A 20,765-nucleotide genomic window follows, 5' to 3' on the forward strand; every position below is an offset into this window, starting at 1 on the left:
TTCAGTAATTTGCTTTGTTGTTCACAACCTAAATACAGCATATGGAGCACAGAGGAAAATCCATCCGTCCCTTCATCGGTGCAGGGAATTTTGAAACTTCGCGTAGCTTTTACCGTGACCTTGGTTTTAAAGAAACCGTATTATTTCCCAATATGTCAGTTTTTACATCAGGGAATCTTGCATTTTATCTCCAGGATGCTTACGTGAAAGACTGGATCGATAATACGATGGTGTTTATGGAAGTAGATGATGTTGACAGGTTCTGGAATGACCTTCTAAAACTCAATCTGGATCTGAAGTATAAGGGAGTGCGACTAGTTCCGGTGCGTCGGAACGACTGGGGAAATGAATGTTTTTTGCATGATCCTTCGGGGGTGTTGTGGCATTTTGGAGAGTTTAAGACAGGCGGTAGTAAACAGGCCGCAGATATTCTGACAATTCCTGGTTCATAGTTCACTGTTCATAGTTCATAGTTTTGAATTTGGTCCAGTTTTCAGTTTTTTTGGGCTGTCCTATTGTCTTCTTACTGCCGCCTCTGCATTTCAGCGACCGTTTTATCTCAGAGATTCATTACTTTAACTATCGGCAAACTTTACTTCAATGCAAAGCGCAGGCGAGACCAGTCAATTGAAAAGGACAGCAAGGATTGCTGGCCTTTTATACCTTGTGATGGGAATCACCGGGGCGATTGGCATTATGATGGTTCCACAAAAGCTGTTTGTACCCGGCAATACCGAAGCTACTGTGATGAATATTACCAGCAAGGAATTTTTGTTTCGCTTGGGTATATTCTGCGGACTGGTTTGCCAGACTGTTTTTATTTTCCTGGCGCTGACACTGTTCAGGCTTTTTAAAACAGTAAGTAAATCTCTTGCATCAACCTTACTCGCGCTCGTGATTGTTTCTGTACCAATTGCATACTTTATCATTTTTAACCAGTTTTATGCCCTGGTACTTTTGAAGGAAAACTTTATGACGAATATCGATGCGGGTTACCGGCAGTCGATGATAATGGCGAGTCTGAAAATGTATGAAAATGGAAACACCATCATTGGTATATTCTGGGGACTTTGGCTGATACCATTCGGAATGCTTTCCTTCAGATCAGGTTTTATTCCAAAAATTCTGGGTGTACTCCTGGTGGCTGGTGGAATTTCCTATCTGCTCGATGCTACTGCGTTTATACTTTTTCCGCCTTTTCAGAAATATACTTCTGTGATGGTGGCTATTTTTTCGGCAATTGCTGAATTAGCTATGGTGCTCTGGTTATTGATCAAAGGTGTTCGGTATAGTTCGGAAGAAAAATTAAGTTGATAATGCTGTTTGAATCCTCGAAAAGGCGGGAAAGCAACGTGCCCGTAATAACCGGGAATAATTTTTGATTCTGAAAAGCTGTTGATTCAGATTTATATTTATCACTCTCGTCAATTTTAGTTTGTTTTTAAACCATATTAAATGAAAAATATACATTCTATCCTGATCATTTTTATTGTCTTCATCTTTTCAATTACTACGTCTGCAATGGCGCAATTGCCAGCTGCCGATATAATCAAAACCAATAAGTCCGATATTATCATTCAGCCGGTTTTCCACGGTTCCATCGTGATCAGGCTCGGTGATAAAACGGTATATGTTGATCCTTATCACGGCGGAAAAGCATACAAGGACCAGGCACTGCCGGATTTCGTTTTGATAACCGATATACACGGTGATCATATGGATACCGGAACCTTGCATGCGCTGGATCTTTCAAAAGCAAAACTGATTGTACCACAGGCCGTGGCCGATAAATTACCGCCTGCCCTCAAAGCAAAATCAACAGTACTTCCCAACGGACAGAAATGGAACGATGCGCTCATTACCGTTACAGCGCTACCGATGTACAATATTCCCGACGATTCAACTTCAAGACATACCAAGGGTCGCGGCAACGGTTATGTGATCAGTTACGGTGGAAAAAATATTTACATTTCCGGAGATACGGAAGATATTCCAGAGATGCGTGCGTTGAAAAATATTGACGTCGCTTTTGTTTGTATGAATCAGCCATATACCATGACCATCGAACAGGCGGCGAATGCAGTTCTTGAATTCAGACCGAAGATGGTATATCCCTATCATTACCGCGGTGCCCAGGGATTCAGTGATACGGAAGCTTTCAAAAAACTGGTAAATGAGGGGAATAAGGGTATTGATGTGAGGTTGAGGAATTGGTATGTTGAATAGGCAACAGGCCCCCACAGCATTGTGGGGGCAACATATATTATACCGTTAACCTGATTGATTTTTTCTCCTGATTCTGTATTCGGTATTCTGTTGTTTGCCGGCTGTTTCCCCCTCATAAGTATCGCGGCATGTTGCTTTCTTACTATTGCCTGAATTTCTTCCTGTTTTCAGTTTCTTTAAATTCCTGCAAACAATGAGTTTTTCCCTTTTCACTTATGCTTCCGTGTTAGTGATGTTGCTTTCATGTAGTGGTTCTGTTGACACAGCGGAGCGAAAAGATGGTTCAGTTAATACAACCGCTCCGGCACAACCTTCAGATACAACAGTATATCAAAGTCCGGAAACACAAATCAGGCTGACGAATAATTCTGCTGTAATCAAAGGCGCAATCAGTCCGGGCGACAAGCCTGCTATTTCAGTATATGTCGACAGCGCTGTAACTCTTTCATTGAAATTGCAGGCGACTGACAGGAATGGAAATGTTAGGATCAACCAGATCAAAATGCCTGATGGAAAACCTGACGGGCCTTTTGGAATGTCGATTGATTATCCCGTTTCTCAAAAGGGAAACTATACGATCATCCTTGGACAGAACCTGATGGCTGGTGATCCCTGGACGGGCAACTGGGTGATGACTGTCGCAATAAAGTAAACGGAAAAGTGATCCATCCGGATTCGTTGGTTTTTAAAGGGTTTTTCGGGTAAGGTTTGATTAATCACCCTAAATTTGCACCCTTAATTGCATCCTGTAAACCAATTTCATACTAAAGCGTTGACACTCAGAGAGAAAATAGAAAATAAACAATCGGGGCTGGTTTTTTACAGTCTTACTCCACCGAAACACAACAATACACAGGAAAGAATAAATGAGATCGCTCTAAAGCAGATGGACAGGCTGAAAGGCGCTGACATTGACGGACTGATTTTATACGATATCCAGGATGAGCAGGAGAGGACCGATATGGAGAGATCATTCCAGTTTGTTCCGACGCTTACCCCGGAATTCTACTGCGATAATTATTTGTGCAAGATGGCTGTACCAAAAATTATCTATAAAAGTATAGCCAACCAGAATGATCAATCTTTTATTGATTGGATTAATTCAACGGAGAGCATTGAGTATGCTGTTTTTGTTGGTGCTTCATCGCAAAAACAGATAGAAGCGAGCGGCTTTTCTTTAAGTAATGCCTATGATATCAGATCCAGGTACAGATCGTCTCTGACGCTTGGAGGTGTTACTATTCCAGAACGTCATGCTAAGAAAGGTGATGAACATCTTCGGCTAAGAAGTAAGATAGAAAAAGGTTGCAGTTTCTTTGTGTCGCAGTGTGTCTATAGTCCGGGTAATACAAAAGATCTTTTATCAGATTATTACTATTCAGTTGTTGATAACAACCGCGAATTTTCTCCTATCATTTTTACGCTCGCACCTTGTGGCTCCTTAAAAACGCTGGAGTTTATGGAATGGCTTGGAATTGATGTACCCAAATGGCTGCACAACGATCTCCGGCATTCGAGAGACATTCTCAGCAACTCGGTTGCCACCTGCAAGAATATTGCTTCAGAGATTATGGAGTATGCTGCAGTAAAGGGAATTCCCATCGGATTTAATATTGAAAGTATCTCGATCAAAAAGGAAGAGATCGAAGCCTCGAATCAGTTGCTGAGGGATATTATCACATTGGTTGGAAAACAGGCAGCAGGAAGCAATAAATAGAGTATAGGGTGCTGAATACAGGAACAGGTAGAAAATTCAAAAGTTTGTATCAGGCATAAGGAATAACAAGCATAAGGTTGCCGCCAATGGCGTGAGACCACATTGCAAACGCTTCCTGCAATTGTATCTCCTGGTTATATTCTGATTTACTTTATCCACCCGGTTTTCCGTTTGCTGTTCCCTGCCGTTTCTTCCTGAATCCTGTTTCTGTATTCTGTTACCTGAAGCAAGGCATGCCTTGTTTCTACTTCGCCATGGGCACTTTAAACTCTCCGTTGGTGATTTTTTTGTATTCGTCGCCCACGCCAGTAACACTTCCGTTGCCATCGGTTTGGGTAATGTAAACAGTGGCTTTGAATGTCCCCGAAACTTCGCCATTGCCAATTTTTGTGATCACAACGGTGTCGGCTGTGGGCGGAGTTTTGAAGCCTGCAGAGTAGATCAGATCGGGGTCATTGGGACTATAAGCAAAAAATATCAGGTCAGCATCGCTGGTATAGGTCCGCGCAGGCGGTGTGGTTCCTTCAAAATAAACCGCGAATCCGATGCCCTCGTAGTCATCATCACTGGGCGATTTGTATCCCTGGATATCCAGCCTGTTTCCCAGGGGAGAAACGGATATTGCTGCCGTATCGTCTATGAGATATTCTTTTGCTGCACCATCCAGTTTGAACCGGATATAGTAACTGGTAGTGCGCGGCGTTACCGGAGGAGTCACCGGTGGATCAGTAGCATTATCGGGGCCTGTAAATTCCTTCTGACAGGAGATGAAGAAAAAGATGATCCCGCAAAGTATAAGTGTCAGTCGTTTCATTGGGAACGATGTTTTAGCAATGATAAGGAATTTAAGGTATAAGTTGTAAGTGGTAGGTGGTAGGTAAGTGCCTGCGGGATTGAAAGTTTTTAGGGCAGCAGGCAGCACATACAATGTAGTGGCGTTGATTTTTTCCTGTATTTTGTTTCTCCGTGAGGCGGGAGAACGAAGGCAGGAGATTTGTATGTCAGATGCAAGTATCAAGCATCATGTTTTCCAGATTCTGTATTTTGTCTTTCTTCCTGTTTCCGGTTTTCAGTTTTCTGTTTCCTGTTTTCTGTTTCTGTAATCGTAGGGACAAGGCATGCCTTGTCCCTACGATTACAGGCTGGCTGTGCCCTATTGCCTTATTACTATTGCCTGTATTCACTGTTTCTGTTTTCTGTATTCTGTTTTCTGTAATTCACTATCTTGTATTCCTGCAACTCACCACACAACTATATCAGCGCATCGCGGCGGCGAAGCAGTTCATCGATGAAAATTATGATGAACCCATCGATCTTGAACAGATTTCCAGGAAGGCCTTTTTATCGAGGTTTCATTTTCATCGCATCTTCACACAGGTCTATAAAAAAACACCAAAGCAATATCTTACCAAAGTGAGACTCGATGCTGCAAAAGAATTACTGGCGAAAGAAGGTCTCAGCATAACGGAAGTGTGCAACCTCATCGGCTTCGGGAGTCTTGGATCCTTCAGTACGCTTTTCAGTAAACAAAGCGGATATTCTCCACAATACTACCGCAATATTGCCTGGTTGAAAAAAAGACTCGTGAAGGAACAACCCAGGCGCTTTGTTCCACATTGTTTTATCGAACAATTCAAAGTGGAAGGTGACTTAAAGGCTGAATAATGTTTTAAGAAAAGCAAGAATCAAGAAACCATTTCCGGACGGCACTTCTATCTTGGTTCATACAAAATTAGATGGTATGATCACAAAATTTTCGCATATCAGTTTGTATGTAAACGACCAGGAAAAAGCCTTTGATTTCTATGTAAACAAACTTGGTTTCAAAGTGAATACCGATGCACTTATGGGTAATGGATATCGTTGGTTAACATTAAACCCACCCGATCAACCCGATATCGAAGTAGTTCTTATGGATATTCTTCACCCGGGAATGATTAAAACTGAGGAACACGGTGACGGAATTGACCAGGAGAGCGCTGATGCTTTTCGGGTGTTGCTTAACAAAGGAATTATGGGCTCGGGAGTGCTCTATACCAGTGATTGTCGTGCCACCTATGAAGAGTTAAAAGCTAAGGGAGTGCATTTCAGAAATGAACCGAAAGAACAATTTTACGGCATAGAAGCGGTGATGTATGATGGATGTGGGAATTGGTTCAGTGTGACGCAGCCGAAGGACTTTCAACATTAGGGAGGCAGGAGCATTAGCTGACAGGTGGTAACAACAAGCATGCTGTTTTCACATTCCTCCTGTATTCTGTTTCTATTTTTTCACGAAGGAGCAGGGAGGCAGGAGCATTAGCTGACAGGTGGTAGCAACAAATATTCTGTTTCAAATTCTTCCTGTATTCTGTTTCTGTATTCTGTGTCTCTTTAATTTGTCCGGATTACGAAATTTTGTTTTTCTTGCGAACCGATGCCGGTAATCAATTTTGAAGATCCTCAATACCTGCTGAAAGGAACAGCAAAGCAGGTACTCGCGCACAAAACCCTGGCAGAGTTGCGCATATTTGATTTGCTTAATGAATATGATCCAGTGCTCGCAGGAACAATTCCGATTGGTATCGATATCGAAGGCAGCGATCTGGATATTTTATGTTGTTTTAGTTCGGCGATAAAATTTGAAATTGATTTGAAGTTGTTTTTTGCAAAGCAGGAAAAATTCCGTGTACGGAAACTCTGGATGGATGGCATTGAAACTGTGATTGCAAGCTTTAAAACGAACCATTTTCCTGTGGAAATATTCGGCCAGGAAACTCCTGTAGTGCAACAGGCAGGCTATCTGCATTTGATAAATGAGTATGGTTTACTTATTAAGTATGGAGAAGATTTTCGCAGGAAAATCATTGATCTGAAACTAGCCGGATGGAAAACAGAGCCCGCATTCGCAAAACTGCTGGGTTTAAGCGGAGATCCATATCAGGCAATGTTAAAAATAGCGCACCCGTTATAAAACCGATCTGCGTTTCACAGTCTACATTGTACGTTGTACGTTCTACAATCCTTACATTTGGTCTGGCTAATCGCCTATGTTGAAATCCACTTTCTCCACCATCTTTTTTTTACTGTTCTGCGGACTGTCTGCATCGTCGCAGTCTGCATCACCATTGGTTTTCAGCAGAATTACAAAACAGGATGGACTTGCTACTAATTCTGTACTTCAAACGCTGAGAGATCAGCAAGGGTATCTGTGGATCGCTTCGCAAAACGGACTTCAACGCTACGATGGTTTCCGGTTTCTGAGTTTCCGGCACCTGCCCGGTGACAGCACAACTATTCCGAGAAATACAATCAATCATATTTATTTTGATCGGAAGCAAAGACTCTGGCTGTTGTTCGATAAACAGGCCGGCATTTTCAATACCAGCAATTTTCACTATACATCAATCCCGATCAGTCGCCCATTGAACATGATCAGGAAGATTACTGAACTGGGTGATGGTCGCGTGATGATGATCGCTGATAATCGCCAGTTTGTGTTTAATGAACAAACAAAACGCTTTGATTCGCTTGCAATGGGTGCCTTACCTAAGGGTTTCATCGCGAGCGATATTGCTGTTGACACAGTTTCGGGTCAGTATTTTTTTGCGGGCAAGAATGGGTCGTTTATTGCTCAATCCTTTACGTCTTCAAGATTGCCTGCGGATTTCGCCGGGCTGAAAGCTGCGGTTGCAGATAGTTTCCTGTCGGTAAAGAATAGCCGACATCCTTTCATTTCCACGGATGGAAAATATTGGCTGGTGAGCTGGCTTCCCTTTTCAGGAACAGCACCAAAATTGTATCAGTTCGATCCGGCTCTCCGGACAGTGAAACTGTTTGAGAATTTTCGACCATACAAAAGCGATAGCTATTACGAAATATGGAGCCTGTTTCAACAGCAGAACGGAACGATGTGGATCTATGGCATGGGTCTGTTTGCTTATTACGATACTACGCGTAACCAGTTCGTGAATATTGCCAGCGATCCTTTAAGACAAAGTGGTATCGAGTATGATTTTGTCGTTAACATGTATGAGGATAGATACAATAATGTATGGGTATGTTCCAACAAAGGATTGTATCGGTTTAATGCAGATGCGCAGGCGATACGTACCATCAATAACCAAAGACCCGGCGATACAATTTCGATGCTGAAACCTGTTTCGGCAATTCTGGAAACTGATAAACATGAAATCTGGGTGAGTACCTGGGGTTCGGGAATTTTTTCTTATGATAGTCTGTTCAGACCGATCAGTAATCCGGTAAAAGCCTTAGACAAAAAAGGAAATACTTTGCATGTGGGCGGGATGATTCAACTGAGAAACGGAGATGTCTGGATGGGGAATCATATGGGCGAAATAGTGGTGTACAAACCCTCCGACAACAGTTTTCATCAGCTTGCGCCTGAATCTTTAAAAGGAGAGCGCATCACACAAATCAGGGAAGATGGCAAGGGTGTTGTGTGGATCGGTACAGGAAATGGTGTGATCGCGAAATCAACAAATGCAAGTGATGCAACGCCTGTTATTGAAATGTTCCGGAATGATCTTTCGGATATCATGAAATTGTATACTGATAAAGCCGGAAATCTCTGGGTTGGCACAGCCAACAGTGGTGTATTACATCTTGAAGCCGGTTCCGGCAAATTGTTGCATGAATATAAAATAGGTGCAGAGGACGGTACGGGCTTGCTGAACGAAGGAGCAACTGATATCCTGCACTACAACGACAGCACCTATATTATGGCAAGCGATGCATTGTGCATACTGAATATAAAAACAGGTAAGTTCCGCTACCTGAGCGCAGCGAATGGATTGCCTGCGGAACATGTAACAACTTTAGAACTGGATGATCAGCATTATCTCTGGGTCGGACTCGATGGTGGTTTATACCGATTGAATCCTGAAAAAGAATTGTTTGTCAGTTTTAATGGAGAAGATGGTATCACCAACGATATATTCCAGGTAGACGCGGCTGTGCGTTTACGTGATGGACGCCTGGCGATGGGAACATCAAAGAATTTTATCGTTTTTGACCCCGCGAAATTGCTGGGCGCGGATTCAGTTCCCGGCGCGTTTATCACGGGCATATCCATCGGCGACCGGGGAATATTGGTTGATTCGGTGTTGGAAGAAGGAAAACTGCAGTTGAGTTATAATGATCACCAGCTTCAATTTTCACTAAGTACCCTTCAGTTCCCTGATCATTATTTTATATACTTCAAACTGGATGGTCTCGACAAAGACTGGAAGCAGGTCACGAATGATGAAATTGTTTACCCGTATCTGCCGCCGGGTGATTATACTTTGAAACTGAAAACGAGAAACAGCATGGGGCTTGAGAGTGTAACGGAGAGCTCGCTTACAATTGAAGTGATTCCGCCGTTCTGGCGAACATGGTGGTTTTATTTGTTGCTGGCACTCGTGTTGGGTTCCATTTTATTCTGGCTGGATCATGAACGGATCAAAAGAAAAACAGCAATGCTGCAGATGCGAAGCAATATTGCAGATGATCTGTATAAAGATATCAATACCGCACTTGGCAATATCACCATCCTGAGTGAAATGGCTAAGAAGAAGGCTGATCGCGAACCTGAAAAATCAAAGGAGTTTATCGAGCAGATCAATACGAAGAGTCAGAACATGGCGCTGGCGATGGACGATATTTTATGGAGTATCGATCCACAAAACGACAGTATGAAAAATTTCATGCTTCGTTTCCGTGAATACATCGATGCATTAAAAATTCAATATAATGTTCAGATCGATGTACTCATTGATCACAAAGCCGAACAGCTGCAGCTGAAAATGAAAACAAGAAACGGAGCTTTCTCATTATTCAAAAGTGGCATTACCAATGTCGTAAAAACCGGCGGCACCAATTGCAGAATTCACATTACCTACGATAAGCCGGAAATAGTCTACACACTCGATTACGATACTGCTGAAATGGAAATCGAGCGCCATACCAACCTTCGGCAAAGAGTCGAACTCACCGAAAAATTAAAGGAACTCCATGCGCGGCTGGAGTACAGGTCAGGAAAGAGCGGCGCTGGTTTTGTGCTGAAGATTCCCGTGCGTTGAACGTGGAACGTAGAACGTTGAACGTACGCTGTTTTGGGAGCAAGTAGTTTCGAATAACATTCCTTTCCCTATTGGTTATAAGTTATAGGTTTTAAGTTAGCCTATGCTGTTAGAAACAGAAACAGAATACAGAGTCAGAATGCAGCAACAGAAATAAAAATCAGAAATGCTGAATGCTGAAAGAAAATATGCAAAAGGGAACTATTTACTTTTCACTATTTACTTTTACCGTCTGCTGCCTACCGTCTCGTGAATAATAAAAAACAGACAACCATAGCATGCTCGATGCTTCAAACTAAAAACTAAATCTCCTGCCTCCTGCCTTCCAAGGATATAACTAACTTTACCCTTATGCCGGAACAACAATTACCTCCACGTGACTTCGATTCCATCAGCCCTTCTGCCAAATGGATCCTGATTATGAAAGCACATACCACCATTCCTTTTTCGAAAAGAGCCATGGAACTGGTTTCCGCTCCCGAGAAGTTTGAACCTGATTTCGAAAATCCCGATCTGAGTTTCTGGGTAAGAACGATGCATTTTGAAAATCGTTACAAAAGTATCAATCACCTCATGGAAGGAATCGATGCAAAAAATATTCTTGAACTTTCGTCCGGTTTTTCTTTCCGCGGACTTGATCTCGCACAACACAGCGATGTACATTATATTGATACTGATCTGCCGGATATGGTCGCGCAAAAACAGAAACTGGTTAACACTCTGAAAAAGGAACTACCCGCACCGAAAGGTACATACGAGCTCGCAACATTAAATGCATTGGATGAAAAAAGTTTTGATGAACTCGTATCTCATTTCTTACCTGGCGAATTGACCATTGTCAATGAAGGTTTGCTGATGTATCTGAACACAACAGAGAAAGAAAAACTCTGCAGGAACATACATAAAATATTATTGGAAAGGGGAGGCTGCTGGATCACCGCAGATATCTATATCGCGTTAAAACCACGCGGACTCGAATTGAATGTGGGCCCGGAAATGAAAAAATTTTTCGAAGTACAAAAAATCGAAGAGAATTATTTTAAATCATTTGAACAGGCAGCGGAATTTTTTGACAGCATGGGTTTTATCGTCGACAAAAAATTTGATGGTGATTATTCAAAGTTGAGTGTGTTGCCGCAGCTGATCAAAAGAACAACTCCGGAGGATATCAAAAAGTTTGCAGAAATGCCGAAGATCCATAGCAGATGGAGGCTGAGAGTGAAGAATAGTTCATAGTTGTTTGTTCATAGTTCACAGAAGTTGTCAGTTGTCTGTTGACGGTTGTCAGTTGAACAGCCAAAGGGTGCTCGGCTGTTTCTTTGCGAATCCTTCGCTGTTCCCTTTGCGGCTTGTTGCTGGGGGGGCTACATCCAAAGCAATAACACAGAGAAGCAGCGAGCGAACAGCCCACAGAAGAAACAGAGCTAGTTACTCCGCAACCTCTTCTATAAAATCATAACGATACACACCCATTGTCTCTTGCCTGTCCGGCCTTCGGCCTTATTTTCTTATCTTCAGAACAAACCATCCCCTCATATGCGGAATATATTTTTCCTCCTGGTCTTCATTTTCGTTCAGGCCACAGCGTTAGCACAGTCCACACCGTTCCAGAATAAGTTTTCATCGATTGAAAAATACATCGATACGCTGATGAAAGAATGGAATATTCCCGGTATGGCTGTAGGGATTGTGTATAAAGATCAGTTGATCTTTGCAAAGGGGTTTGGTCACCGTGACCTGGAAAAGAAATTACCTGTGGATGCCAATACCATCTTTCCCATTGCATCGAACACAAAACTGTTTACAGCGACTATAGCAGCGATGTTGCAGGTAGAGGGGAGGTTAAACGTTGATGTTCCGGTTAAAACTTACATGCCGTCGTTAAATTTCAGTACACCTCAATTGAATTCAGAAGTTACCCTCAGGGATATGCTTTCCCACCGTACTGGTTTGCCGAGATATGATGCCATCTGGGTGGCTTCGCAGATGAGTCGCAGTGAAACTGTCTCGAAGGTGGCATATATGCAACCGTCTTTGGGATTCAGGCAAGGTTATATCTATAACAATATGATGTTTGCAGCAGCAGGTGCTGTGATGGAAAAAGTTACCGACCAGACATGGGAGAACCTTATCCGCTCAAAAATATTGCTGCCGCTGGGCATGCAGTCGACATGTTTTACCAATGAAGACATGAAAGCAGAAGGCAATTTCGCCAGTTCATATTTCCAAGCTGACAGTACAGGAAAACTTTCATTGATGGAATTCAGCGGTCAGAGCATTGCCCTTGGCCCCGCGGGTACGTTGAAGTCCAACCTGACGGATATGAGTAAATGGATGATCGCACAATTGAATGAAGGAAAATACAATGGACAGCAAGTGATTCCTGCTGAAGCGATCAGGATGACTCTGGTGCCCAACAGCATTGTTGATCGTGAGGGTCGCTGGCCGGAATTGTCCAACAGTCTTTATGGATTAGGTAGAAATATTCAGACGTATAAAGGCTACAAGATTGCAATGCATACAGGTTCTATTGATGGGTTTTATTCAAATCTCACCTTTGTACCTTCGGAAAAGATCGCATTATTTGTTGTACACAACGGGATGCCGGGTGGAAGTATACGATCCATGATGGCTCTTCCAATAATCGACCGGCTTTTATCATTGACGCCAACGCCATGGAGTAAACGTTACAGGGAAGATTATCTTACCGCTCTGAAGGATGAAAAGAAATTCAAAGACTCTGTCAGCAAAACCCGCATTGAAGGAACTACTCCATCGCATCAGTTGAAAGATTATGCAGGTAATTATTCAAATCCAATCTATGATGATTTCGTTATTGAATTCAACAATAATCAACTGCACATCAATTACCGCGGACTGCAATACTTACTGTATCATTTTCACTATGATCAGTTTGTTACAAAAAATGAAACCAATGGTGAACCTGATTTTCGTCTCTCATTCCTTACAGGCGCCAATGGTAAAATTGATCGGTTTTCAATAAGTCTGTTCGGCGATCCGATTTCGGAGTTTGTTAAAAAATAACATACAGTCAATAGAAAAGAAACAGATACAGAAACAGAAGACAGAAACAGAGGCAATAGGAACAGCCTGGCTGTTATTGCAGAGACTACAGGCTGGCTGAAACTGAAAAAATGCAGAACCAGTGAAATCTTGAAATGGTAGATAGCTGGCAATGCGAGTGGTAGAGGCAACGCAGGCGTTGTCTTTACCATTTGCAAAATACGGTGTACCTCGAAAACTAATTCTCCTGCCTCCTTACTCCTGCCTCCTGCCTGACTGTAGAACTGTGGCTTTTTCTAAACACAAAAGCAGGTAGTTTTCTTCTTTCCCTGTTATCAGACACAAGGCATGACATTTTTTGCAGATATGATATCCGGCATTTTACGCGGATGTGAGTTCATTTATCATTAAAATCTACTTAAAATGAAATTTATTACTACAACACGCAGTGGTGAAGAACATAAAATTGCATATTCGGATTACGGGCAGGGATCACCTGTTGTTCTGATACATGGCTGGCCGCTGAGTCGCGAGATGTGGGAATATCAGCTGGAAGACCTTGTGAACGCTGGGCACAGGGTAATAAAATATGATCGACTCGGTTTTGGTAAATCCTCAAAACCGTGGGATGGATATGATTATGATTCACTCGCTGATGATCTGAATGTGCTCATGGAAGACCTCGATTTGCAGGATACCACGCTGGTTGGTTTTTCAATGGGTGGTGGTGAAGTGGTCAGGTATCTCAGCCGGTTTGGAAGGAACAGGGTCAGGCGTATAGCATTGATTGCATCGGTTACTCCATTCATGTTGAAAACCCTGGATAATCCAGAAGGTGTTGACCCGGCAGTATTTGATGAGATGATGGAAAAAATCAGGGAAGATCGTATTGCATTTCTCGATGATTTCGGAAAGAAATTTTTCGGAGTAAATCTTCTTTCGCATCCGGTGAGTAATCAGTTGCTGGATTATTACAGGATGTTATGCTCTTTTGCATCTGCAAATTCGACACTCAAGTGTGTTGAAGCATTTTCACAAACTGATTTCCGGGATGATCTGAGAAGGGTGCAGGTACCTACTCTTATCATTCATGGTGATGCAGACAAAACAGTACCCATTGAAGCCAGTGCAGAGCGAACCGCGAAAATAATTCCGCACGCAACATATATCGTATACCAGGGAGCCCCGCATGGACTGTTTTACACACATCGTAAACAACTCAATCGCGATCTGATCAGTTTTATGTCGGGGCAAATGCCATTCGGTAAATCAATCCCGGAAGAAAAAATAAACTACGTGTAAATTCAATATCGATATACTTAACCAGGCACACTGATGGTCGTGCGCATCGGATTTCCGGTGCGCACGTTTTTTTATTTGAAGTCAAATTTTCTAATAGCGTAGCATAGTAACGTATGTCAATGGTATTGTAATTCTATTTCGGTAACTTCTGTTTACTATAACTGTATTAAATTTATCATGATAAACTTAAAATGTAATTATGACGAGATTGGTGGTGCTGTTTTTAATTTTGACAGGTTGCCATAGTTCCCCTGCTCAATCACCAAAAAAAATTTCTGTAAATCATAATGATCCTGCTTCAGGTTATTACCTCGTCATAAAACCCGCTACAGATAAGATAAAAGGCGTCCTTGTTCTGCTGGATGGCTTCAATGGAAATCCGGAAAGTGTTTTACAGGAAACCAAACTACCGGTTACGGCTGCTGCAAATGGCTATCTGACAATTGTGGCTGCGATGGGGCCAAAGATGTATGCAGACAGTACGGTTGTAAGCAAATTAAACCTGTTGATGGACGATGTGAAGAAACGATTTAAAGTAAATGCTGATCAGTTTCTGATTGGTGGATTTTCTGCAGGCGGCACAATAGCATTAAGGTATGCGGAATTGGCAAAGGAAATGCCGGAGAAAACAACCGTATATCCAAAAGCTGTATTTGCAGTTGATTCGCCGGTGGATATTTTTTCGATTTATCATTTTTTCGAAGAACAGATCAGAAAGAATTATTCTGATCCTGCTGTGCAGGAAGCAATATTTGTGAGTCAGCTCATGAAACAGGAACATGGAGTTCCTGATTCTAATCGTTCAACGTATTTACAGCTAACTCCTTTTTACGAAAAAATGGAAGGATTGGGGAATGAGAAATTTCTCAAGGATACCCCTGTGCGGTTATACCACGACGTTGATATCAACTGGAGATTAAAAGAACGACTGCAGAGTGGGTATGATGCCAATCTTCTAAATGCTTCCGAAATGATCTTGCGATTGATGGTATTAAAAAATAAAAAAGCTGAATTTGTGAGTGGCAGAAAAGGATATCGCTCCAACGGAACCCGGCATCCACATTCCTGGAATATTGTTGATGAAGTTGAGTTTGTTGAATGGATGAAGAGTGTATTTAAATCATGATCCTGAACATGGGTAAAAAAAATTAATATGGTCAACGTAAGATTGGCAAACATTGACGATTATTTGCCGGTTGCAAGATTGCATACAAAGAGTTGGCAGGAAAATTATCGTGGTATTTACAGCGATTTCTTTCTTGATAATGAAGTAGAAGACAACAGGATAGAAGTATGGTATGAACGTTTTCATCAACCCAGTACTAACCAGTTCATTTTTATTGCTGAAAATGAAAGAGAGCTGGCTGGTTTTAGTTGCATATACCTTGATGATGATCCGAATTATGGTTCACTGGTAGATAATCTTCATGTCTGTGCAGACTTTCGCAAAAAAGGTGTTGGCAGAATATTGCTGAATGAATGTGGGATGAAAACGCTGTCTGCAGCAAAAGTTAAGAGAATGTATCTGTGGGTATTTGAGAATAATTATAAGGCGATTGCATTTTATGAAAGGATGAATGGTGCATTGGTCGAAACTGTAGAGAAGGAAAATGAAGATGGATCGAAGGCCCTGGTGAGAAGATACTGCTGGGGATGAGGTAAAGCGAAGGCCGGGTTGCGGGGACGAGTGGACACAGCCGGGCAGCAGGTTCTCATCATTGGAGGCAACAGGCAAAAGGCAATAGGAACTGCCGGAACCACAGAATGTCCTGGATTTTAACCGGAATTATAATTTCAGATGGCGATAATTCTGTATTCCTTGCGAGTTGGTGTATCTTTCTCCGGCCACTCCGCGTTTTGGATTTAAAATATCTCCGAATGCTATTAACGTTGTAATAATGAATGCGTCATCTCTAAACGAATTTCAAAATATCGACAACAACCTGAACGCAGCCTTCGAATCAAACGATGTCTCAAAAATAACACCCTTGATTTCAGAAGATTGGTTTCTGCTGGATCCGCAATTCGGGATAACTCCCGGCGATAAATTTTTGTCGCTAATAAGATCAGGAAACCTGGTACATATATCGATGAAAAAGACCGTGCAGAAAGTGATCGTAGAAAATGATATTGCTATTGTCATTTCCAAAGGAATCAATCACGGACAATATAATAATGTTGAATTCAACGCCGAACATTGGGTAACTCAAACCTATAAACGAACTAACGGCAATTGGATCTGCATGATCAGCCAGGAAATGCCAGCCGGTTGCTTGCAGAGGTAGTCGGTTGAAAGTCCTCCAATGTGTCAAAGCCATATTGCCGGGTCTTCACTTGAAAAAACGTGGAAAAGTCATACATGAGACCTCGGCGATTTTTAGTTAACACCTGCAGATTTTTTGACAACCTTAACAATTTCGATCAATCAAGCTGTATGATAAAAACTGCCAGTTTGATTTAATATATAATACCACTATAAATCAGCCTTATTTGATTTCAGTACAGTAAACAATGAACCTGCCTGCGCTGCTTACCGGACAGGCAGGTGGCGGGCAGGCTATAAAAAACGAACTGACTTTTCGGTCCTGAGGAAAATCTGAATTGTTTATTCAGTTTCAGTTCAGAATGTTTTCAGATTCTGATCTGACCTTACAGGCTGAATACTATTCTTACTTCCGATGTTAAAAACCCGCTTTAGTAGCTACACCCTTTGGGCTTATTTCGTATTATTTTTTTGCGCGATATCAATGGTGGTCCGGATAATTCTGTTCAGCATTTCCGGATCTGCTGTCGATTTGAGCCTGATAAGTTTTTTCAGAATTTTTTTTACGGGTTTGCTTTTTGACTTTGGTACCGTAGTTTTTATCACGGTTCCGTATTTGTTGTATTTACTGGTATTTCCACTGAAATGGAATAGCTCTTTATTCAACAGGATTGCCACGCGGGTATTTTTTTTCCTCACGCTTACAATCGTCATTTTTTCTTTTTTTGCAGAAATCGTGTTCTGGCAGGAGTTTGAAAGCAGATTCAATTTTATTGCAGTAGACTACCTGGTATATACCTATGAAGTCGTCAGCAATATCAACCAGTCATATCCTCTTCCGATCCTTATTGGTTCAATACTGATCATTGTCACGATTATTCAATTTCTATTCGAGAAAAGAAGATATTTTCAAAAAAGTTTTCGTGGTAATACCGTATTAAAAGACAGAGTTGTCCTTAGCTCTGTGTTCAGCTCAGTTATCCTGATTTTCGCCCTTGGCATTAATAATAGTTTCGCTGAAAAAAGTACCAACAGGTATCAGAATGAATTAGCAAAAGCAGGTATTTATTCATTCTTCTCTGCATTCAGAAATAACGAACTCAATTACGATGCCTTCTATAAAAGGCTCGACAATAAATCCGCATTTGAAGTTGTACGCCGGCAATTGAAAAATCCTTCATCTTATTTTGAAAGTGACTCTTTTTCTATCGGCAGAAAAATTGCTGATTCGGGACAATCGATCAATCCCAATGTAATCATGATCACGATAGAAAGCTTCAGTGCTGATTTCATGACTCGTTTTGGAAACAGGGAGGGATTGACACCGGTATTGGATTCGCTTGCTGAGAAAAGTATCCTGTTTACAAACATGTACGCAACAGGTACGCGCACAGTGAGAGGAATGGAAGCGCTTTCTGTAGCTATTCCACCAACACCCGGAAATAGTATTGTAAGGAGGCAACACAACGAGCAACTCACCACGATCGGAAGTATTTTCAGGGATAAAAGATATAACACGGGTTTCTTTTACGGAGGGGACGGTTATTTTGATAATATGAATCAATATTTCGGCAATAACGGCTATACAGTAACTGATCGTAAAAGATCAGGAATTATAGCTGAACAATTCGCAGCTGAAAGACATCCCATCCCTGATAGCCTTGTGAATTTCGAAAACGCCTGGGGTATTTGCGATGAAGATCTTTATGATGCTGTAATCCGTGATGCCGATGCACAGATGGCCCAGGGAAAGGCATTCTATGACTTTGTGATGACCACTTCGAATCACCGGCCTTACACCTATCCTGCAGGAAGAATTGATATACCTTCTGGTACTGGCAGGTCCGGTGCTGTAAAGTATACCGACTATGCGATCGGCAGATTTTTTGAAAAAATTAGAAGTAAGCCGTGGTATAAAAACACGATAATCATTCTGGTTGCTGACCATTGCGCAAGCAGTGCGGGAAAAAATGAGATCGATGTTTCCAAATATCATATACCTGCAATGGTGGTTAATATGCCCATGCCACCTACTGCCATTGATCAGTTATGTTCACAAATCGATCTGTATCCGACGCTATTCAGTATGTTCAACTGGAATTACCAAAGCAATCTTTATGGGCAGGATGTTTTGTCGCCAGAATATGTTCCCCGGGCATTCCTGGGAACCTATCAGAAACTGGCGTACCTGCAACACGACAGCGTTGTTATTCTAAGTCCGCAACAGAAGGTGGAGTCATTTAAATATTCTTTTGCTTCAAATGAGCAAAAACCAATTCATCTCCCGTCTGACAATCCAGTGGTCATGGAGGCGGTGGCTAATTATCAGACAGCTTATTATCTGTTTAAAAATGGTGGATTGAAGGAGCATCCATCGCTTGCGGACACGGCCAGACAGGCCGGAACTACAGGTTTACAGTATAAAGTTTCGAAAGCTGGTAATTAGCGGTATTGCGTCAGAACAGTTGCCAAAATCTGAGTCTGATTTTCAAACAGCTTATTTCCTGTTTAAAAAATGGTTGAACGAATATTCATGTCCTGTTGACGCTTCCAAACAGGATGTAACTGCTGGATTACATTATAAAGTTTCTACAGCTTTCAATCAGGGCTGCTGAGTCGGAACAGTTTCCAATTCTGCGTTTGATTTTCAAATCGCTTATTTCCTGTTTAAAAAATGGTTGAAAGAATATTCATGTACTGTTGACGCTTCCAAATAGGATTTTACTGCTGGATTGCATTATGAGTTTCTACAGCTTTCAATCAGGGCTACTGAGTCAGTACAGTTGCCAATTCTGCGTCTGATTTTCAAATCGCTTATTTCCTGTTTAAAAAATGCTTGAAAGAATATTCGTGTCCTGTTAACTCTTCTAAACAGGATTTAACTGCTGGATTACATTATGAGTTTCTACAGCTTTCAATCAGGGCTGCTGAGTCAGTACAGTTGCCAATTCTGCGTCTGATTTTCAAATCGCTTATTTCCTGTATAAAAAATGGTTGAACGAATATTCATGTCCTGTTGACGCTTCCAAATAGGATTTTACTGCTGGATTACATTATGAGTTTCTACAGCTTTCAATCAGGGCTGCTGAGTCGGAACAGTTTCCAATTCTGCGTTTGATTTTCAAATCGCTTATTTCCTGTTTAAAAAATGGTTGAAAGAATATTCGTGTCCTGTTAACTCTTCCAAACAGAATTTAACTGTTGATTTACATTATAGTTTCGACAGCTGGTAATCAGGGGCACTGAGTCAGAACAATTATCCAACCTGTGTTACTATTTTCATGTTTTCGTGATTTCACAAATGGAAGGATGTGATTTTCTCTCCATGTCCCGATGTTTTACCCTTGGAATCGGCAGCCTGGAAACCTATTTTCGTATGGTATTATACATGTATGATTTCTGATCATCAGCAGCTACTGGTGAAGATGTTAGCTAACATTCGTCGCGGCGAATGGATATGTTGGATGATGCCTGGGCGCGCCCGGGAGCGTCCGGCATATCCATCTCTCTAAAAGGTGGTGGAGGCGGGGGAGGGGCAGGGAGGGCCCAAAGTTTTTTTGTTGCGTTGAAGTGTTTTTGATATAAGAAATTTTTCAACGATGATCCCGGAATGTGATTTTTAAATTCAGAAGTATTTAGATTTCCGGAAAAACCGAAAATATCTCTGAAAAAATATCGTAAATCAGGCCGACAAACTATTATTTTTTGATGAACCACTTTTTGGGGAATCGTATTATCACTCTATATCACCACCCGGAATGCCATTTGGACTACACTTTCGATCCATTTACAATCAAAGTCGATAGGCTGTCAACAACATCACCCCATCGCCCAATGACTCCATAATATTGATCTGGTTAATCGATCCACAGAGGGTTAGGTAGATTCACTGATTAGTCTCTTTTGCTTCTGGATTTACGTAATTCAGTCCCGGAAAATATTTACCATTTTTCGTTCCCTGCCGTCGCCTGGTTATTCGGACAGGCGCTCTTGCAGCCCTGGCGTCTGCGTCTTTTAAATAGCAACAGCAATGATCTTATTCAGAAGTAGCCGGGAAGCCCTTTAGTCTAAAATTGAACAAGTTGTGTGCGGGGTAAGAATACGGAAGAACATACATTTATCTATTGAGCTACGAAAGCCATCTGACTCCAGCCCAAACCCAGATTGAATT

Annotated in this window: 18 protein-coding genes; 16 read left to right on the forward strand and 2 right to left on the reverse strand. The window is 41.8% G+C overall.

The features are described 5' to 3' along the window. The first annotated feature begins 41 nt into the window (after positions 1-41). From P2W82_RS22580 to P2W82_RS22600, 5 genes are all read left to right on the forward strand, one after another. Positions 42-452, forward strand: a complete 411-nt coding sequence (locus P2W82_RS22580; RefSeq protein ID WP_336518223.1) for a VOC family protein — start codon at positions 42-44, stop codon at positions 450-452. 148 nt (positions 453-600) lie between these two features. Next, positions 601-1,314: a DUF4386 domain-containing protein gene (locus P2W82_RS22585; RefSeq protein WP_336518224.1), complete on the forward strand. Its 714-nt coding sequence runs from the start codon at positions 601-603 to the stop codon at positions 1,312-1,314. 141 nt (positions 1,315-1,455) lie between these two features. After that, positions 1,456-2,226, forward strand: coding sequence for an MBL fold metallo-hydrolase (locus P2W82_RS22590; RefSeq protein WP_336518225.1), 771 nt, complete (start codon positions 1,456-1,458; stop codon positions 2,224-2,226). 193 nt (positions 2,227-2,419) lie between these two features. Continuing rightward, the gene (locus tag P2W82_RS22595; protein ID WP_336518226.1) at positions 2,420-2,878 is read left to right on the forward strand and encodes a hypothetical protein; all 459 of its coding nucleotides are present in this window, start codon (positions 2,420-2,422) and stop codon (positions 2,876-2,878) included. 87 nt (positions 2,879-2,965) lie between these two features. After that, positions 2,966-3,943 carry a 5,10-methylenetetrahydrofolate reductase gene (locus tag P2W82_RS22600; RefSeq protein ID WP_336518227.1) on the forward strand — a complete coding sequence of 326 codons (978 nt, stop codon included), beginning with the start codon at positions 2,966-2,968 and terminating at the stop codon, positions 3,941-3,943. 244 nt (positions 3,944-4,187) lie between these two features. Here the strand turns inward: P2W82_RS22600 and P2W82_RS22605 are convergent, their stop codons facing one another. Then, complete coding sequence (locus P2W82_RS22605) at positions 4,188-4,757, reverse strand: hypothetical protein (RefSeq protein WP_336518228.1); 570 nt, start codon at positions 4,755-4,757, stop codon at positions 4,188-4,190. Positions 4,758-5,113: 356 nt separating this feature from the next. Between P2W82_RS22605 and P2W82_RS22610 the strand changes: the two genes are divergently transcribed. The 10 genes from P2W82_RS22610 to P2W82_RS22655 all read left to right on the forward strand — a co-directional run bounded on the left by P2W82_RS22610 (position 5,114) and on the right by P2W82_RS22655 (position 16,616). Further along, entirely contained in the window at positions 5,114-5,608 is a 495-nt protein-coding gene (locus P2W82_RS22610) for an AraC family transcriptional regulator (protein WP_336518229.1), read from the forward strand. 76 nt (positions 5,609-5,684) lie between these two features. Next, positions 5,685-6,134, forward strand: coding sequence for a VOC family protein (locus P2W82_RS22615; RefSeq protein WP_336518230.1), 450 nt, complete (start codon positions 5,685-5,687; stop codon positions 6,132-6,134). Between the two features lie 225 nt (positions 6,135-6,359). Next, positions 6,360-6,896: a DUF4269 domain-containing protein gene (locus tag P2W82_RS22620; RefSeq protein ID WP_336518231.1), complete on the forward strand. Its 537-nt coding sequence runs from the start codon at positions 6,360-6,362 to the stop codon at positions 6,894-6,896. Positions 6,897-6,972: 76 nt separating this feature from the next. Beyond that, positions 6,973-10,005, forward strand: a complete 3,033-nt coding sequence (locus tag P2W82_RS22625; protein WP_336518232.1) for a ligand-binding sensor domain-containing protein — start codon at positions 6,973-6,975, stop codon at positions 10,003-10,005. Positions 10,006-10,356: 351 nt separating this feature from the next. Then, positions 10,357-11,241, forward strand: coding sequence for a class I SAM-dependent methyltransferase (locus tag P2W82_RS22630; protein ID WP_336518233.1), 885 nt, complete (start codon positions 10,357-10,359; stop codon positions 11,239-11,241). A 300-nt stretch (positions 11,242-11,541) separates the two neighbouring features. Continuing rightward, on the forward strand, positions 11,542-13,050 hold the full coding sequence (locus P2W82_RS22635) for a serine hydrolase (RefSeq protein ID WP_336518234.1): 1,509 nt from the start codon (positions 11,542-11,544) through the stop codon (positions 13,048-13,050). 402 nt (positions 13,051-13,452) lie between these two features. Then, positions 13,453-14,331, forward strand: a complete 879-nt coding sequence (locus P2W82_RS22640; protein WP_336518235.1) for an alpha/beta fold hydrolase — start codon at positions 13,453-13,455, stop codon at positions 14,329-14,331. A gap of 199 nt (positions 14,332-14,530) precedes the next feature. Next, the gene (locus P2W82_RS22645) at positions 14,531-15,457 is read left to right on the forward strand and encodes an alpha/beta hydrolase (protein ID WP_336518236.1); all 927 of its coding nucleotides are present in this window, start codon (positions 14,531-14,533) and stop codon (positions 15,455-15,457) included. Positions 15,458-15,484: 27 nt separating this feature from the next. Beyond that, complete coding sequence (locus tag P2W82_RS22650) at positions 15,485-15,988, forward strand: GNAT family N-acetyltransferase (RefSeq protein WP_336518237.1); 504 nt, start codon at positions 15,485-15,487, stop codon at positions 15,986-15,988. Positions 15,989-16,229: 241 nt separating this feature from the next. Next, positions 16,230-16,616: a nuclear transport factor 2 family protein gene (locus P2W82_RS22655; RefSeq protein ID WP_336518238.1), complete on the forward strand. Its 387-nt coding sequence runs from the start codon at positions 16,230-16,232 to the stop codon at positions 16,614-16,616. 431 nt (positions 16,617-17,047) lie between these two features. Here the strand turns inward: P2W82_RS22655 and P2W82_RS22660 are convergent, their stop codons facing one another. Further along, positions 17,048-17,308, reverse strand: coding sequence for a hypothetical protein (locus tag P2W82_RS22660; protein ID WP_336518239.1), 261 nt, complete (start codon positions 17,306-17,308; stop codon positions 17,048-17,050). Positions 17,309-17,330: 22 nt separating this feature from the next. Between P2W82_RS22660 and P2W82_RS22665 the strand changes: the two genes are divergently transcribed. Beyond that, positions 17,331-19,040 carry an LTA synthase family protein gene (locus P2W82_RS22665; protein ID WP_336518240.1) on the forward strand — a complete coding sequence of 570 codons (1,710 nt, stop codon included), beginning with the start codon at positions 17,331-17,333 and terminating at the stop codon, positions 19,038-19,040. Positions 19,041-20,765: the final 1,725 nt, after the last annotated feature.

Origin of the sequence: Pollutibacter soli, assembly GCA_029269725.1 — a bacterium.
GTDB classification, from domain to species: domain Bacteria; phylum Bacteroidota; class Bacteroidia; order Chitinophagales; family Chitinophagaceae; genus Pollutibacter; species Pollutibacter soli.

What these genes read in the sequence shown, in the direction of transcription:
- P2W82_RS22625 (WP_336518232.1), top strand. Translation starts at nt 6,973, where the DNA reads ATGTTGAAATCCACTTTCTCCACCATCTTTTTTTTACTGTTCTGCGGA.
- P2W82_RS22655 (WP_336518238.1), top strand. Translation starts at nt 16,230, where the DNA reads ATGAATGCGTCATCTCTAAACGAATTTCAAAATATCGACAACAACCTG.
- P2W82_RS22580 (WP_336518223.1), top strand. Translation starts at nt 42, where the DNA reads ATGGAGCACAGAGGAAAATCCATCCGTCCCTTCATCGGTGCAGGGAAT.
- P2W82_RS22590 (WP_336518225.1), top strand. Translation starts at nt 1,456, where the DNA reads ATGAAAAATATACATTCTATCCTGATCATTTTTATTGTCTTCATCTTT.
- P2W82_RS22605 (WP_336518228.1), bottom strand. Translation starts at nt 4,757, where the DNA reads ATGAAACGACTGACACTTATACTTTGCGGGATCATCTTTTTCTTCATC.
- P2W82_RS22595 (WP_336518226.1), top strand. Translation starts at nt 2,420, where the DNA reads ATGAGTTTTTCCCTTTTCACTTATGCTTCCGTGTTAGTGATGTTGCTT.
- P2W82_RS22620 (WP_336518231.1), top strand. Translation starts at nt 6,360, where the DNA reads ATGCCGGTAATCAATTTTGAAGATCCTCAATACCTGCTGAAAGGAACA.
- P2W82_RS22660 (WP_336518239.1), bottom strand. Translation starts at nt 17,308, where the DNA reads ATGACGATTGTAAGCGTGAGGAAAAAAAATACCCGCGTGGCAATCCTG.
- P2W82_RS22650 (WP_336518237.1), top strand. Translation starts at nt 15,485, where the DNA reads ATGGTCAACGTAAGATTGGCAAACATTGACGATTATTTGCCGGTTGCA.
- P2W82_RS22640 (WP_336518235.1), top strand. Translation starts at nt 13,453, where the DNA reads ATGAAATTTATTACTACAACACGCAGTGGTGAAGAACATAAAATTGCA.
- P2W82_RS22645 (WP_336518236.1), top strand. Translation starts at nt 14,531, where the DNA reads ATGACGAGATTGGTGGTGCTGTTTTTAATTTTGACAGGTTGCCATAGT.
- P2W82_RS22635 (WP_336518234.1), top strand. Translation starts at nt 11,542, where the DNA reads ATGCGGAATATATTTTTCCTCCTGGTCTTCATTTTCGTTCAGGCCACA.
- P2W82_RS22585 (WP_336518224.1), top strand. Translation starts at nt 601, where the DNA reads ATGCAAAGCGCAGGCGAGACCAGTCAATTGAAAAGGACAGCAAGGATT.
- P2W82_RS22615 (WP_336518230.1), top strand. Translation starts at nt 5,685, where the DNA reads ATGATCACAAAATTTTCGCATATCAGTTTGTATGTAAACGACCAGGAA.
- P2W82_RS22630 (WP_336518233.1), top strand. Translation starts at nt 10,357, where the DNA reads ATGCCGGAACAACAATTACCTCCACGTGACTTCGATTCCATCAGCCCT.